The organism is Pseudomonas sp. FW305-20 (assembly GCF_058788075.1).
The window spans coordinates 79,861-95,045 of record NZ_JBYTAJ010000008.1; the positions used below are offsets into that span (position 1 = coordinate 79,861).

Here is a 15,185-nt window from a genome sequence, read left to right on the forward strand (position 1 = left end):
CGGGCTTTTTTATGGGCCAGGATTGGAAGGAAATGGATATGAAAGTGCTTAAGTCAATGACGTTCGCCAGCGTGCTGGCGATGTCCCTGAATGTGTTCGCCGAGGGTGGTGGTGACCGGACGTTCGAGCGGGCGCTGAGTGCCAATACCAAAGCCATGCAGCAGTACGCGGCCAACCAGGGCAAACCGGCGCCGGTGGTCAAGGACTACGAATACGGAATGAAGCTGGACGTGGTGAAAGTGGTGAGCGTTGTGCGCCCGCCAGCTGCCTGCGCCGTAGTCCCCACCGCCATGACCTACGAAGACTCCAAGGGCCAACTCAACACCATCAAATACACCGTGGCGGGGGATTGCCGCAATCGCGGCGGCTGACACCGCCTTGATGGCCAGGACCGGATTCTCCGAAGGCGCTGCCGAATCTTCGGCAGCTCCTTCGGGTTTTATTCAGGCGCACATAAAAAAGGCGCCCCGAAGGACGCCAAAGATTCACCTCTTACCAAAGGAGCAAGGAGCTTCTAAAGGTGAATGTGTATCAACCGCTCAATCAGAGAATCGCCAACGGGTACTCGACAATCACCCGCACTTCATCCAGATCCGATTCAAACGCCGTGGCGCGAGTCGTGGCCTGGCGCAAACGCAGCGACAGGTCTTTCATCGAACCGCTCTGCACCACGTATTTGACTTCGACATCGCGCTCCCAGCGCTTCTGGTCGGTCAGTGGATTGCCGTCAGCATCGCGGCGCATGTACACGGCGTTGGCGTTGGAGTAATCGGCGTCGGTGCCTCGGGCGTAACGAGTCATGAACGATAGCCCCGGCACACCGTAAGTGGTCATGTCGAGGTCGTAGCGCACCATCCACGAACGTTCCTTGGGCGAGTTGAAGTCGCTGTACTGGATGGAGTTGTCGAGGAAGATCGAGTCGGATTGACGCAGGTAATCGAAGTCGTCATTGCCGTTGTTGCGCTGGTGCGAAAGCGCAACGGAGTGCGCGCCGAGTTTCACGCCGACCCGGCCGCTCCAGATGTTGTTATCGAACTTGCCGAGCAATTGTTTGCCTTCGTCGACAGCCTTGTAATAGTTCAGGCCGCCAAACAGCGACAGGTCATCCGATAGCGGATAGGTCCAGGCAGTGCCGGCGTAGTACTGATTCCAGGCATCCTTGAGGCGGCTGGAGTACAGGCTGAAACTGAGGTTCTTGTTCAGCGCATAGTCGCCGCCGCCGTAAGCGATCCACGGCGAATTGACCGGGCCGGCATAAAACGTGGCGAAGTTCTCGCGCATGTCGCTGGACACGGGTTGGCTCATCGCATGCAACCGACCGCCCTGAATCGACAGGCCTTCGATGCTGGTGTTGGTCGCCGTCACGCCGCGAAAGCTCTCCGGCAGCAAGCGCGAGTCACCGGCCGCCACCACCGGGTTGGCCGGGAACACGTCACCGACCTTGACCACCGTATCGAAGGCTCGCACTTTGGCGGCGCCACCCATCTTCGTGTACTCATTGCGCGCCTCGCCATCATTGTTGACTGGCAGCACATCAAACGAACTACGGCCACCGTTGCGCCCGTCACCGGTGTCGAGCCTCAAACCGATCATCGCAAACGCATCGACACCGACGCCGACGGTGCCTTGGGTAAACCCGGATTCGAACTTGCTGATCACCGCTTGGGCCCAGGCTTCGGAATAACCATTGCCGGTGGGGCTGGACTGGCCGTTGCGGTGATCACGGTTGAAGTAGAAGTTACGGTTGAGCACCGTCAGGCTGCTGCCCTCGATAAACCCTTCGGCTTTATCATCCGCCATCACCATGGACGGTCCGGAGCCGACCACCACCGCTAAAGCGGCCATCGACATTTTTGTATTGTTAACCATCAATCACTCCTTGGGTTCGGCAGAACGGGAACGTGCTTCGGCGTGGGTTTTTATTGTTCGGCGGAGAAGGCCCGCCGGCATGGTCGCCGGGTGACATCGTTGCAAGCTGCGGATAACGCCAAGGTGATGCGGGAATTACAATTTCGTTATGTGGGTGGAGTAAAAGCCCTAAGCATTCAGGTCAGGGTTGCGAGCTGATCGATCTCTGCCGAAGCAGTGATCAGCATCAGCTTTTGGTAGTTGAACCTTGCAATCAGTTAAGGAACAACACAATCCGAAGGCCCCGTTTTTTATTGCGTTGCCTAGGGACCAGCAGCCTCAAATCAAAATGGCCAACGATGTGTACTTGGCTACCATTGGATCCGCAGTAAGAAGTTTCATCGGTTCTGTCATTGCAGTGGCCACGATGAGGCGGTCGAACGGATCACGATGGTGAGGTTCCAGATCTTTCACCGCAATGGCGTGTTCGGATGAAACAGGTAGTTCAATAAATCCGCTTTGGATGCAGTATTGGCGGATTTCCTCCAGATCAACGCTTAGCTTTCCTAGACCGACCTTGATAGCCATTTCCCAGAAGGTCGCGGCGCTGACATAAACTTCAGTGGCGTTATTAATGAGTTGTCGGGCTTTGCCAGATAATTTCTGATCGTCGGCGAGTGTCCAGAGCAGTACATGGGTATCGAGCAACACCCTCATGGTTGCTGCCCTTCAAATGCATCCAGCAGGTCGTCTGGCAAAGCGGCGTCGAAGCCGTCGGTAAGGATGAGTTTGCCTTTCATCGCTCCAATTCGCTGTCCGCGCGGTCTTTCCACTGGAACCAGGCGGGCAAGGGGACGGCCGTGTTTGGCGATCGTGATGACTTGTCCGGCGGCTGCGTCATCGACGAGTTTGGATAAATTGTTTTTTGCTTCTGCTAACGGAACAATGATCATGATTCGCCCCTCCCTATATTCTGGACAAATATAGCCAGAATTTTGTGGAGCTGCAAAATTGCGCAAGACGTCAGCACAGACGAATGGCAAAAGGGTCGGTTTGATGTCGTAGCGCTCAGGTGAAGCTTCGTTCCGACGTCCAGTGGCCAAAGCGTCAGATCCGTCTACCAGTTCATAAAAGATGTCGCGTTTCATTGCTCGTCCTCGCTTCGGTTTGTCTGTCCGGCAGGCACTCAAGATAGAGGCACTACCCCAATTCTGGCTGTAGGACGAACCTGACGATTCCGCGAGAGCTTTCTGGGATTAGAGAAGGAGGGCAGGGCAGCAGTAACAAATCCCACAAACGCAAAAACGGCACCCGAAGGTGCCGTTTCTGTTTTCTACCAAGTGTCGCTTAAGCGATCAACCCGCCAACCCCGCCTGCTGAACCAGCACCAGCAACGGTTGCGGATACAGACCGAGGAAGAACGCCAGTGCGGCGATCGCCAGCAGCATCACGCCGCCTGCACGTTGTTCCCAGTGCAGTTGTGCATCGTGGCGACGCAGGTTCGGTTCGATCAGGTACAGGGTGACCATCACGCGCAGGTAGTAGAAGACGCCGATGGCGCTGCCCAGAACCAGGGAACCGACCAGCCACCATTGGTGCGACTCGACACCGGTAGCGATGATGTAGAACTTGCCGATGAAGCCCGCGGTCAGCGGGATACCGGCCAGGGACAGCATCATCACGGTCAGTACGGCGGTCAGGTACGGACGGCGCCAGAACAGGCCGCGGTATTCGTACAGCGCATCCGCGTCACGGCCGTTGTACGGCGAGGACATCAGGGTGATCACGCCGAACGCGCCGAGGCTGGTGATCACGTAGGTGACCAGGTACACGCCGATGGCTTCCACGGCCAGGCCTTTGCTCGCCACCAGGGCGATCAGCAGGTAACCGAAGTGAGCGATGGACGAGTAACCCAGAAGACGCTTGAGGTTGCTCTGGGTCAGTGCCAGCAGGTTACCGAACAGGATCGACGCGATGGCGATGATGGTCAGCACGTCGCTCAGGACACCGCTGCTTGCAGCCGGCGAGATCTGGAACAGACGCACCATCACTGCGAACACAGCGACTTTGGACGCGGTGGCCAGGAACGCGGCCACCGGTGCCGGAGCACCTTCGTAAACGTCCGGGGTCCAGAGGTGGAACGGTACCAGCGACAGCTTGAACGCCAGACCGATCAGCATCATGCCCAGGCCCAGTTGCGCCAGCGAGCTTGGCAGGCCGGTGGCTGCGAGGGCCTGGCCGATACCGACGAAGCTCAGGCTGCCGGAGTCGGCATACAGCAGGGCCATGCCGAACAACAGGAACGCGGAACCGGCGGCCGACAGCACCATGTACTTGATGCCGGCTTCCAGCGAACGCTTGTTGAAGAAGGCATACGCCACCAGACCGTAGACCGGTACCGAGAGCAGTTCCAGACCGATGAACAACCCGGCCAGGTGCTGCGCGCTGACCAGAACCAGGCCACCGGCAGCGGCCATCAGGATCAGCAGGTAAAGTTCTTCACGGTTGCCCGGGTAACCCGAACCGCCATCGCCGAGGTAGGCGTGGGCGAGGGTCACACAAGCGAGGGTGGCGACCAGGATCAGCGCCATGTACAGACAAGCGAAGGTGTCGATCTGCAGCAATGGCGTCACGGCCAGAGGCGCGACTTTCAGGGCTGGCAGGATCGACAGCAATGCCAGGTTCAGGCCCGCCACGGAAATCAGGAAGGTCTGCGAGTGGTTGCGGCGCCAGGCGATCGCCAGCATCACCACGATGATCGTGGCGCTGGTGATCAACAACGGCGCAAGCGCGATAAAGTGTTGAGTCGTGAATTCCATAGCGCTCTTACCGGGCCGAAGCGAGTTGAGTGAAGGCGGTACCGAGCCATTGCTGCACGCCATGCATCGTCGCAGCAGAGGTATCGAGGAACGGTTGCGGGTACACGCCGATGTAAATCAGCAGCGCCGCAAGCCCAACCACCATGATCAGTTCGCGACCATCCATGCCATGCAGCACCGCGTCCGACTTGGACGGGCCGAAGTAGGCACGGTGGATCATGATCAGCGAGTAGACCGAACCGAACACCAGGCCGGACGTCGCGATGATCGTGATCCATGGGGCGGCCGGGAACGTGCCGATCAGGATCAGGAACTCACCCACAAAGTTACCGGTACCCGGCAAGCCCAGCGACGCGGCTGCGAAGAACAGGCTGATGGCTGGCAGGTAAGCGATCTTCGACCACAGGCCGCCCATCTCACGCATGTCGCGGGTATGAGTGCGCTCGTACAGTTGACCACTGAGGATAAAGAGTGCCGCCGCCGACAGACCGTGCGCCAGCATCTGCATCACCGCGCCCTGCAGGGCCAGTTGGCTGCCGGAGTAGATGCCGATCAACACGAAACCCATGTGGGAAACGGAGGAGTAGGCGATCAGGCGCTTGATGTCGGTTTGGGCGAAGGCCAGGAACGCACCGTAGAAGATCCCGATCAGACCCAGGGTCATGGCGATCGGCGCAAACTCGGCCGAGGCATTCGGGAACAGCGGCAGGGCGAAACGCAGCAGACCGTAAGCAGCGGTTTTCAGCAAGATACCGGCCAGGTCGACCGAACCCGCTGTTGGCGCCTGGGCGTGAGCGTCAGGCAACCAGGAGTGGAACGGCACCACTGGCAGCTTCACCGCGAAGGCGATGAAGAAGCCGAGCATCAGGATGTACTCGGTGGTCAACGACATCTTGGTTTTCAACAGGTCGGCGTAGTTGAAGGTAATCACGCCGGTTTCGTCGAAGTTGACCAGGACCAGGCCCAGGATCGCCACCAACATGATCAGGCCGGAAGCCTGGGTGAAGATGAAGAACTTGGTCGCCGCGTAGATCCGGGTTTTCTTGCCGTCCGAAGAACTGTGACCCCAGAGCGCGATGAGGAAGTACATCGGCACCAGCATCATTTCCCAGAAGAAGAAGAACATGAACAGGTCGAGGGCGAGGAACACGCCGACGACACCGCCCAGGATCCACATCAGGTTCAAGTGGAAGAAACCAACGTGACGCTGGATCTCTTTCCACGAGCAAAGTACCGAGAGGATACCCAGCAGGCCGGTCAGCAGGATCATCAACAGCGACAGGCCGTCGAGGGCCAGGTGCACGCTGATGCCGAAGCGCTCGATCCAGATGTGCTTGAACTCGAGCACCCAGGTCGGATCGGCGCCAGGCGCCGGAGCAAATGAATAATCACCGTGGGCCCACAGCCAGAGGCCGAGTGCGAGTTCCAGGGTCATGGTCAACAGCGCAATCCAGCGGGGGAGGGTAGCGCCGAAGCGCTCACCCATCCAGCACAGCAGGCCGCCGATGAAGGGGATCAGGATTAGCCAAGGCAGAATCATGACGGGCTCAATTCCTTTCGCAAGTTCGCAAGGTTCATATTCAGACCGCTACCAGCACGATGGCGCCGATGACCAGCACGGAGCCGGCTGCCATCGATGCCGCGTACCAACGCAGTTGACCGGTTTCGGTACGACTCAGGGCGGTGTGACCGCCTTTGGCCATACGCGGGATCAGACCGATGGTCTGGTCGAGCGGGTCTCTGCGCAGTGCGTGGCTGAGCGCAAGGTATGGCTTGACGAACAGTTTGTCGTAGATCCAGTCGAAGCCCCAGGCAGCGAACCACCAGGCCGAAAGGAAGCGGCCGATGCCGCTGTTGGCGATAGCAGTGACGAAACGACGCTTGCCGAGGAACAGCAAGGCGGCCAGCAGGATCCCGGCCAGGGCGATAGCGCCCGAGGCGATTTCCAGGCTGTGCTTGGCGTCGCCGCCGGCATGGCCGACGCTTTCTGGCAGCACACCGTGCAGCGGCGGAACGATCATCGCGCCAATGGCGGTCGACAATACGATCAGCACCGACAGCGGCAGCCAGTGAGCGATGCCGTGACCGGCGTGCGCTTCGGTCTTCAATTCACCGTGGAACGCGATGAAGATCAGGCGGAAGGTGTACAGCGAGGTCATGAACGCGCCGACCAGACCTGCATAGAGCAGACCGTTGTTGCCGCTGGCGAACGCTTCCCAGAGGATTTCGTCCTTGGAGTAGAAGCCCGCGGTCACCAGTGGCAACGCCGCCAGAGCCGCGCCGCCGACGATGAAGCTGGCGTAGGCCAGTGGCAGTTTCTTCCACAGGCCGCCCATCTTGAAGATGTTCTGCTCGTGGTGGCAGGCAACGATCACCGCACCGGACGCAAGGAACAGCAGCGCCTTGAAGAAGGCGTGGGTCATCAGGTGGAAGATCGCGCCATCCCAGGCACCAACGCCCAATGCCAGGAACATGTAGCCGATCTGGCTCATGGTCGAGTAGGCGAGGATACGTTTGATGTCGGTCTGGACCAGTGCGGCAAAACCGGCGAGTACCAGGGTCACACCGCCGACAACGCCAACCAGGTGCAGGATCTCCGGCGCCAGGGTGAACAGGCCGTGAGTACGGGCGATCAGGTAGACACCGGCAGTTACCATGGTCGCGGCGTGGATCAGTGCCGAAACCGGAGTAGGACCGGCCATCGCATCCGCCAGCCAGGTTTGCAGCGGCAGTTGCGCCGATTTACCGACAGCGCCGCCCAGCAGCATCAGGGTCGCCATGACCATCCAGAAGTCGCCGGCCTGGAATTTCTGCGGTGCCAGCACCAGCAGTTCCTGGATGTTCAGCGTGCCCAGTTGCGCGAACAGGATGAACAGGCCGATGGCCATGAACACGTCGCCGATCCGGGTCACGATGAAGGCTTTGAGTGCCGCGTTACCGTTGTTGCGGTTGCTGTAGTAGAAACCGATCAACAGATACGAGCACAGGCCCACACCTTCCCAGCCGAAGTACAGGAACAACAGGTTATCGCCCAGGACCAGGAACAGCATGCTGGCGATAAACAGGTTGGTGTAGGCGAAGAAGCGCGAGTAACCGGCTTCACCGCGCATGTACCAGGACGCGAACAGGTGGATCAGGAAGCCGACGCCGACCACCACACCAAGCATGGTCAGGGACAGACCATCCAGGTACAGCGCGAAGTTAGGCGTAAAGCCTTCCACCGCCATCCACTGCCACAACACCATGGTGTAGTGACCGCCTTCAGGTGGCGCGACGTTGAATTGCCAGATCACATAAGCCGTGACGATGGCCGACAAGCCGATGGAACCGACGCCGATCAGCGCCGACAGGTTTTCCGAAAAACGGCCGCGTGAGAACGCCAGCAGCAGGAAACCTATGAGAGGGAATACGAAAGTCAGATAGAGAAGATTCATCCGCGCATCTCGCTGGCAGCGTCGATATCGAGAGTGTGGAAGCGGCGATACAGCTGCAACAGAATCGCCAGGCCAATACTGGCCTCGGCGGCTGCCAGGCTGATCACCAGGATGAACATGATCTGTCCATCCGGCTGCGCCCAGCGGCTACCGGCAACGATGAAGGCCAGTGCGGAGGCATTCATCATGACCTCCAGGCTCATCAGCACGAAAAGAATGTTGCGCCGGACCATCAGGCCGACCAGACCGAGGCAGAACAGGATGCCGGCGACCGCCAGACCATGCTCCATAGGGATAGCAGGCATCGTCATTGCTCCTTGGCTTCGTTGCGGCCCAAGTGGAACGCCGTGACGGCTGCGGCGAGCAGCAGCATCGAGGCGAGTTCGACCACCAGCAGATAAGGACCGAACAGGCTGATGCCCACGGCCTTGGCGTCTACGGTGGTGTGGCCGATGGCCTGGCCGCTGGCGTCGCTGAACAGCACGTACAGCAGTTCAACCAGCAGCAGGGTCCCGAGCGCGACCGGGCCGAGCCAGATGCCGGGCTTGAGCCAGACGCGCTCTTGCTGAACCGAGGCCGGGCCCAGGTTCAGCATCATCACCACGAACACGAACAGCACCATGATGGCGCCAGCGTAGGCGATCACTTCGAGCACACCGGCAAACGGTGCGCCGAGGGCGAAAAACGTCATCGCCACGGCAATCAGCGAAATGATCAGGTAGAGCAGGGCGTGCACGGGGTTGGTGTTGGTGATCACGCGAAGCGTGGACACAACAGCGATACCCGATGCGAAATAGAAAGCGAATTCCATCTTTCTTCCTTAAGGCAGCAAGCTCTTCACGTTGATCGGTTCGGCTTCATTTTGCGCGGAGCCTTTTGGCTTACCGGCAATCGCCATACCTGCAACACGATAGAAGTTGTAATCAGGGTTTTTGCCGGGGCCGGAGATCAGCAGATCTTCTTTCTCGTACACCAGGTCCTGACGTTTGAACTCGGCCATCTCGAAATCCGGTGTCAGCTGGATCGCGGTGGTCGGGCAGGCTTCCTCGCAGAGGCCGCAGAAAATGCAGCGCGAGAAGTTGATACGGAAAAATTCCGGGTACCAGCGACCGTCATCGGTTTCAGCTTTCTGCAGCGAGATGCAGCCAACCGGGCACGCCACGGCGCACAGGTTGCAGGCTACACAGCGCTCTTCGCCGTCGGGGTCGCGGGTCAGCACGATGCGGCCACGGAAGCGCGGCGGCAGGTAAACCGCCTCTTCCGGGTATTGCAGCGTGTCGCGCTTGCGGAAGGCGTGGCCGAAGATCATCACCAGGCTGCGAAGCTGGGTGAAGAAGCCATGCACGATGTCAAATATGTACTTCATGATTCTCTATCCTCACTGAGCCGCGACAGCGGGCGTGTTGAGCAACACGATCGCAGCGGTCACCAGCATGTTGACGAGGGTCAGCGGCAGGCAGAACTTCCAGCTGAAATCCATCACTTGGTCATACCGTGGGCGCGGAATCGAAGCGCGCAGCAGGATGAAGAACATGATGAAGAACGCGGTTTTCAGTGCGAACCAGATGAACGGGATCTGCGGCAGAATGCCGAACGGACCGTGCCAGCCACCGAAGAACAGGGTCACCAGCAGCGCCGAAATCAGCACGATGCCGATGTACTCACCGACGAAGAACATGCCCCATTTCATGCCGGCGTATTCAATGTGGTAACCGTCGGCCAGTTCCTGCTCCGCTTCCGGCTGGTCGAACGGGTGACGGTGAGTCACAGCGACGCCGGCAATGAAGAAGGTCAGGAAACCGAAGATCTGCGGAATGATGAACCACATGTTCTGCGCCTGGTATTCAACGATGTCGCGCATGTTGAACGAGCCGACCTGGATCACGATGCCCATCAGCGACAGGCCCATGAACACTTCGTACGACACGGTTTGTGCCGAGGCCCGCAAGCTGCCCAACAGGGCGAACTTGTTGTTGCTCGACCAGCCGGCGAACAGCACCGCGTAGACCGACAGACCAGCCATGGCGAAGAAGAACAGGATGCCGATGTTGATGTCCGCCACACCCCAGGTCGGGGTGATCGGGATGATCGCGAAGGCAATCAGCAAGGCGCTCATGGCCACGACCGGCGCCAAGGTGAAGATCACCTTGTCGGCGAACGGCGGGGTCCAGTCTTCCTTGAAGAACATCTTGATCATGTCGGCCGCAATCTGGAACGCGCCGAACGGGCCGACGCGGTTCGGACCGTAACGGTCCTGCCAGAGGGCGAGCAGACGACGCTCGACCCAGCTCAGCAGCGCGCCGCACACCACCACGGCGAGCAGAATCACGATGGCCTTGAGGACCGCGATGATCACGTCAATCACTTCAGGCGTGAACCAGGTCATTGAGCTGCCTCCTGCAGACCGTCAACGGATTTGCCAAAGATCGCTGGCGGAATGCCGGCGATACCGGCCGGCAATGCGACCAAGCCGGCACCCAGCTCTTCGTTGATGCGCAGTGGCAGACGCAGGGTCTGGCCAGCAACGCTCAAGCTCAGCAAGGCACCGTCATTGACACCCAGGCGGTCGGCTTCTGATTTGGCCAGCGACACGTAAGCGGCCGGGATGCGTTCCTGAACCGGCGCGGCTTTGGAAGAGTTCTCTTCGCTGCCGAACAGGTGGAAGAACGGCACGACCTGCCAGGTGCCCGGCGCCGGGTTGAACGCGCGAGGAACACTGGCGAACCAGTTCAGCGAATCACCGGTGCTTTCGATCAGGCGGGTGCCCGGGTCGCCAGCGCGGATATGACCACCGACTTCGTCCTGGAACTTGTTCCAGGCTTGCGGCGAGTTCCAGCCCGGAGACCAGGCGAATGGCACTTGCTGACGCGGTTCGGCCGAGCCCGAGTAACCTTCCATGGAGAACGAGAACGCGGTGTCGTTATCTTGGGAAGTGCGCGGTTCGTGCACGCTGATATCGGCGCGCATGGCAGTACGACCGGAGTAACGCAGCGGTTCGCGAGCCAGTTTCAGGCCTTTGATACGGAACGCGGCGGACGGTGCGGCGCTGACGATGCCGGCCAGTTGCGGAGTGCTTGCGGCACAGGCAGCGGTGACGTGGTCCAGTTGGGTCCAGTCGATCGGCTGGCTCAACAGGGTAGCGCGCAGGGCATGCAGCCAGCGCCAGCCTTCGTGAACCATGATGCTTGCGTCGAGGTAAGTCGGGTCGAAGACCTGGAAGAAGCGCTGGGCGCGGCCTTCCTGGCTGACCAGCGTACCGTCGCCTTCAGCGAAGCTGGCAGCTGGCAGAACCAGGTGCGCACGATCGCTGGTAGCGGTCTTCTGATGGTCCGCCACGATTACCACTTTCGCGGCGTTCAGGGCAGCATCGACACGGGCTTTGTCGGTACGGGTGTACAGATCGTTTTCCAGCACGACGATGGCGTCGGCCTTGCCGTCGATCACCGCTTGCAGCGCGGCATCGACCGAGTCGCCACCGAGCATGGCCAGGCCGAGGCTGTTGGCCTCCGGCACGATCAGGCTGATGGAACCGTTCTTCTCGCGCAGCTTCAGGGCCTTGGCGATGTTCGCCGCGGCTTCGATCAGCGCCTTGGAACCCAACGAGGTGCCGGCAATGATCAGCGGACGCTTGGCGGCGAGCAGGGCGTCGGCAATGCGCTTGGCCAACTCGAGAGCTTCAGCGTCCAGGCCTTCTACGGCAGGCGCGCTGGCATCGAGGGCGTGAGCCACGGCGAAACCGATGCGGGCCAGGTCGTCTGGCGCAGCGTGAACGCATTCTTCAGCGATGTCGTCGAGCTTGGTTTCAGCCAGGCTGGCGATGAACAGCGGGTTCAGCGCGTTCTGACCGATGTTCTTCACGGCAGCGTCGAGCCAAGGCTGAACGCGCATGGCGTCGGCCATGTCTTCGGCTTTGCCTTTGACCGATTGACGCAGGGACAGGGCCATGCGCGCAGCGGTCTGGGTCAGGTCTTCGCCGAGGACGAAGATCGCGTCGTGGTCTTCGATGTCGCGCATGTTCGGGATCGGCAGCGGGCTGTCTTTGAGCACCTGCATGACCAGACGAATGCGTTCCAGCTCGCCGGCTTCGATACCGGAGTAGAAGTGCTCGGCGCCGACCAGTTCGCGCAACGCGTAGTTGCTTTCGAGGCTGGCACGCGGCGAACCGATACCGACGATGTTGCGACCGCGCAGCAGATCGGCGGCTTTATCCAGCGCTTCATCGAGGGTCAGCTTGGCGCCGTTGGCCAGCTTTGGCTGACGCGGGCGGTCTTCGCGGTTGACGTAGCCGTAGCCGAAACGGCCACGGTCGCACAGGAAGTACTGGTTTACCGAACCGTTGAAACGGTTTTCGATACGACGCAGTTCACCGTAGCGCTCGCCCGGGGAAATGTTGCAACCGCTGGAGCAGCCATGACAGATGCTCGGCGAGAACTGCATGTCCCACTTGCGGTTGTAGCGTTCGGAGTGAGTCTTGTCGGTGAACACACCGGTCGGGCAGACCTCGGTGAGGTTGCCGGAGAACTCGCTTTCGAGGGTGCCGTCTTCAACGCGACCGAAGTACACGTTGTCGTGGGCGCCGAATACGCCGAGGTCGGTGCCGCCAGCGTAGTCTTTATAGAAGCGCACGCAGCGGTAGCAAGCGATGCAGCGGTTCATTTCGTGGGAAATGAACGGGCCCAGTTGCTGGTTCTGGTGAGTACGCTTGGTGAAGCGATAACGGCGCTCGTTGTGGCCGGTCATCACTGTCATGTCTTGCAGATGGCAGTGACCGCCTTCCTCACAGACCGGGCAGTCGTGAGGGTGGTTGGTCATCAGCCATTCAACGACGCTGGCGCGAAACACTTTCGCTTCTTCGTCATCGATGGAGATCCAGCTGCCGTCGGTGGCGGGGGTCATGCACGACATGACGATCCGACCACGCTTGTCGTTTTCGTCGGTGTACTGCTTGACCGCGCACTGGCGGCAAGCGCCAACGCTGCCAAGGGCTGGGTGCCAGCAGAAATAAGGGATATCGAGGCCTAGCGACAGACATGCCTGTAACAGGTTGTCTGCCCCATCGACTTCGAGCTCTTTGCCGTCTACGTGGATAGTGGCCATGGTTCAAAGTTCTTCGTTGGCCCGGTGTCAGCGGGCGTGGCTAATGGAATCTTGTTGTTCGCGTGAATCAACACAGCCGTTCAAGGCGTCATCACACGACAAAGCGAAGGGCACGGACCCTTCGCTTCTTTAAGCGTTTACGCGCCGACTACGATCGGCCTTGCCAGAGGCGGGACGACGGCGCTGGTAGGCGCGATGCCGGCTTCGAACTCATGGCGGAAGTATTTGATTGCGCTGCCCAACGGCTCCACGGCGCCCGGTGCGTGAGCACAGAAGGTCTTGCCTGGGCCGAGGAAACCGACCAGACCCAGCAGGGTCTCGATATCGCCGGCTTGCCCTTCACCGTTCTCGATCGCGCGCAGCAGCTTGACGCTCCACGGCAAACCGTCACGGCACGGGGTGCAGAAACCGCAGGATTCGCGGGAGAAGAACTCTTCCATGTTGCGCAGCAGGGAAACCATGTTGACGCTGTCGTCCACCGCCATGGCCAGGCCGGTACCCATACGGGTGCCCACTTTGGCGATGCCGCCGGCGTACATTTGCGCGTCCAGGTGTTCCGGCAACAGGAAACCGGTACCGGCGCCACCAGGCTGCCAGCACTTGAGCTTGTAACCGTCGCGCATGCCGCCGGCGTAGTCTTCGAACAACTCGCGACCGGTGACGCCGAACGGCAATTCCCACAGGCCCGGGTTCTTGACCTTGCCGGAGAAGCCCATGAGCTTGGTGCCCATGTCTTCACTGCCTTCGCGGGCCAACGATTTGTACCAGTCCACGCCGTCGGCAATGATCGCCGGCACGTTGCACAGGGTTTCAACGTTGTTCACGCAAGTCGGCTTGCCCCACACGCCCACGGCGGCAGGGAAGGGCGGCTTGGAGCGCGGGTTGGCGCGGCGGCCTTCGAGGGAGTTGATCAGTGCGGTTTCTTCACCGCAGATGTAACGCCCGGCGCCGGTGTGGACGAACAGCTCGAAATCGAAGCCGCTGCCCAGGATGTTCTTGCCCAGCAGGCCCGCTGCCTTGGCTTCTTCGACGGCACGGTTCAGGTGCTTGGCGGCGGTGGTGTATTCGCCACGCAGGAAGATGTAGCCACGGTAGGTTTTCAGCGCGCGAGCACTGATCAGCATGCCTTCGATCAGCAGATGGGGCAGTTGCTCCATCAGCATGCGGTCTTTCCAGGTGTTCGGTTCCATCTCGTCCGCGTTGCACAGCAGGTAGCGGATGTTGATGGATTCGTCCTTGGGCATCAGGCCCCACTTCACGCCTGTGGGGAAGCCTGCACCGCCGCGACCTTTAAGACCGGAGTCCTTCACGGTCTGGACGATGTCGTCCTGAGCCATGTCGGCGAAGGCCTTGCGCGCAGCGGCGTAACCGTTCTTGGCCTGGTACTCGTCGAGCCAAACGGCTTCGCCGTCGTCACGCAGACGCCAGGTGAGCGGGTGAGTCTCGGCCGACCGCTTGATGCGGTTGGCTGGACCGAAGGAAGTCAGGGTCATACGTAGCCCTCGAGCAATTTGGCAACGCCGGCAGGCTGCACATCACCGAATGTGTCGTCGTCGATCATCAACGCCGGCGCCTTGTCGCAGTTGCCGAGGCAGCAGACCGGCAGCAGGGTGAAACGACCGTCGGCGGTGGTCTGACCCAAGCCGATGCCCAGATTGCTCTGGATTTCGCTGACTACCGATTCATGGCCGCCGATGTAGCAGACCATGCTGTCGCAGACGCGAATGATGTGACGGCCGACCGGCTGACGGAAGATCTGGCTATAGAACGTCGCCACGCCTTCAACGTCGCTGGCCGGGATGCCGAGGATCTCGCCGATGGCGTAGAGCGCGCCATCAGGCACCCAGCCACGTTCCTTCTGGACGATCTTCAAGGCTTCGATCGACGCCGCGCGCGGGTCTTCGTAGTGATGCAGCTCGTGCTCGATGGCCGAGCGCTCGGTTTCGCTCAGGGCGAAACGGTCTGTCTGGATAAGCGTGCTGTTCAT

At 60.2% G+C, this 15,185-nt stretch carries 14 protein-coding genes; 1 reads left to right on the top strand and 13 read right to left on the bottom strand.

The features are described from left to right. Window positions 1-38: 38 nt before the first annotated feature. On the top strand, window positions 39-371 hold the full coding sequence (locus tag AC3WP4_RS09350; RefSeq protein WP_076027926.1) for a DUF2790 domain-containing protein: 333 nt from the start codon (window positions 39-41) through the stop codon (window positions 369-371). 172 nt (window positions 372-543) lie between these two features. Here the strand turns inward: AC3WP4_RS09350 and AC3WP4_RS09355 are convergent, their stop codons facing one another. From AC3WP4_RS09355 to nuoE, 13 genes are all read right to left on the bottom strand, one after another. Beyond that, on the bottom strand, window positions 544-1,869 hold the full coding sequence (locus AC3WP4_RS09355; RefSeq protein WP_102615567.1) for an OprD family porin: 1,326 nt from the start codon (window positions 1,867-1,869) through the stop codon (window positions 544-546). 318 nt (window positions 1,870-2,187) lie between these two features. After that, complete coding sequence (locus tag AC3WP4_RS09360; protein ID WP_074878228.1) at window positions 2,188-2,565, bottom strand: type II toxin-antitoxin system VapC family toxin; 378 nt, start codon at window positions 2,563-2,565, stop codon at window positions 2,188-2,190. Then, complete coding sequence (locus AC3WP4_RS09365; protein ID WP_256581146.1) at window positions 2,562-2,996, bottom strand: type II toxin-antitoxin system Phd/YefM family antitoxin; 435 nt, start codon at window positions 2,994-2,996, stop codon at window positions 2,562-2,564. The genes AC3WP4_RS09360 and AC3WP4_RS09365 overlap by 4 nt, the downstream gene beginning before the upstream one ends. A 207-nt stretch (window positions 2,997-3,203) precedes the next feature. Then, a complete protein-coding gene (nuoN, locus tag AC3WP4_RS09370; protein ID WP_033057078.1) occupies window positions 3,204-4,667 on the bottom strand; it encodes an NADH-quinone oxidoreductase subunit NuoN in 1,464 nt (487 codons plus the stop codon). 7 nt (window positions 4,668-4,674) lie between these two features. Next, window positions 4,675-6,207, bottom strand: coding sequence for an NADH-quinone oxidoreductase subunit M (nuoM, locus tag AC3WP4_RS09375; RefSeq protein ID WP_102615568.1), 1,533 nt, complete (start codon window positions 6,205-6,207; stop codon window positions 4,675-4,677). A gap of 40 nt (window positions 6,208-6,247) precedes the next feature. Then, a complete protein-coding gene (gene nuoL, locus AC3WP4_RS09380) occupies window positions 6,248-8,101 on the bottom strand; it encodes an NADH-quinone oxidoreductase subunit L (RefSeq protein ID WP_074878221.1) in 1,854 nt (617 codons plus the stop codon). Next, a complete protein-coding gene (nuoK, locus tag AC3WP4_RS09385) occupies window positions 8,098-8,406 on the bottom strand; it encodes an NADH-quinone oxidoreductase subunit NuoK (protein WP_007946416.1) in 309 nt (102 codons plus the stop codon). Before nuoK ends, nuoL begins: the two co-directional genes overlap by 4 nt. A 2-nt stretch (window positions 8,407-8,408) precedes the next feature. After that, window positions 8,409-8,912 (bottom strand): NADH-quinone oxidoreductase subunit J, encoded by a 504-nt coding sequence (gene nuoJ / locus AC3WP4_RS09390; protein ID WP_007905076.1) that lies wholly within the window; start codon window positions 8,910-8,912, stop codon window positions 8,409-8,411. 9 nt (window positions 8,913-8,921) lie between these two features. Continuing rightward, window positions 8,922-9,467, bottom strand: a complete 546-nt coding sequence (gene nuoI, locus AC3WP4_RS09395; protein WP_200889382.1) for an NADH-quinone oxidoreductase subunit NuoI — start codon at window positions 9,465-9,467, stop codon at window positions 8,922-8,924. A 12-nt stretch (window positions 9,468-9,479) separates the two neighbouring features. Beyond that, entirely contained in the window at window positions 9,480-10,487 is a 1,008-nt protein-coding gene (gene nuoH / locus AC3WP4_RS09400) for an NADH-quinone oxidoreductase subunit NuoH (RefSeq protein WP_074878218.1), read from the bottom strand. Then, window positions 10,484-13,198 (bottom strand): NADH-quinone oxidoreductase subunit NuoG, encoded by a 2,715-nt coding sequence (gene nuoG / locus AC3WP4_RS09405; RefSeq protein WP_074878216.1) that lies wholly within the window; start codon window positions 13,196-13,198, stop codon window positions 10,484-10,486. The genes nuoH and nuoG overlap by 4 nt, the downstream gene beginning before the upstream one ends. A 137-nt stretch (window positions 13,199-13,335) precedes the next feature. Then, a complete protein-coding gene (nuoF, locus tag AC3WP4_RS09410) occupies window positions 13,336-14,691 on the bottom strand; it encodes an NADH-quinone oxidoreductase subunit NuoF (RefSeq protein ID WP_008146041.1) in 1,356 nt (451 codons plus the stop codon). Beyond that, the gene (nuoE, locus tag AC3WP4_RS09415) at window positions 14,688-15,185 is read right to left on the bottom strand and encodes an NADH-quinone oxidoreductase subunit NuoE (RefSeq protein ID WP_008146039.1); all 498 of its coding nucleotides are present in this window, start codon (window positions 15,183-15,185) and stop codon (window positions 14,688-14,690) included. The genes nuoF and nuoE overlap by 4 nt, the downstream gene beginning before the upstream one ends.

Coding starts and splice junctions, on each gene's coding strand:
- AC3WP4_RS09350 (WP_076027926.1), top strand. CDS start 39: ATGAAAGTGCTTAAGTCAATGACGTTCGCCAGCGTGCTGGCGATGTCC.
- AC3WP4_RS09355 (WP_102615567.1), bottom strand. CDS start 1,869: ATGGTTAACAATACAAAAATGTCGATGGCCGCTTTAGCGGTGGTGGTC.
- AC3WP4_RS09360 (WP_074878228.1), bottom strand. CDS start 2,565: ATGAGGGTGTTGCTCGATACCCATGTACTGCTCTGGACACTCGCCGAC.
- AC3WP4_RS09365 (WP_256581146.1), bottom strand. CDS start 2,996: ATGAAACGCGACATCTTTTATGAACTGGTAGACGGATCTGACGCTTTG.
- nuoN (WP_033057078.1), bottom strand. CDS start 4,667: ATGGAATTCACGACTCAACACTTTATCGCGCTTGCGCCGTTGTTGATC.
- nuoM (WP_102615568.1), bottom strand. CDS start 6,207: ATGATTCTGCCTTGGCTAATCCTGATCCCCTTCATCGGCGGCCTGCTG.
- nuoL (WP_074878221.1), bottom strand. CDS start 8,101: ATGAATCTTCTCTATCTGACTTTCGTATTCCCTCTCATAGGTTTCCTG.
- nuoK (WP_007946416.1), bottom strand. CDS start 8,406: ATGCCTGCTATCCCTATGGAGCATGGTCTGGCGGTCGCCGGCATCCTG.
- nuoJ (WP_007905076.1), bottom strand. CDS start 8,912: ATGGAATTCGCTTTCTATTTCGCATCGGGTATCGCTGTTGTGTCCACG.
- nuoI (WP_200889382.1), bottom strand. CDS start 9,467: ATGAAGTACATATTTGACATCGTGCATGGCTTCTTCACCCAGCTTCGC.
- nuoH (WP_074878218.1), bottom strand. CDS start 10,487: ATGACCTGGTTCACGCCTGAAGTGATTGACGTGATCATCGCGGTCCTC.
- nuoG (WP_074878216.1), bottom strand. CDS start 13,198: ATGGCCACTATCCACGTAGACGGCAAAGAGCTCGAAGTCGATGGGGCA.
- nuoF (WP_008146041.1), bottom strand. CDS start 14,691: ATGACCCTGACTTCCTTCGGTCCAGCCAACCGCATCAAGCGGTCGGCC.
- nuoE (WP_008146039.1), bottom strand. CDS start 15,185: ATGAACAGCACGCTTATCCAGACAGACCGTTTCGCCCTGAGCGAAACC.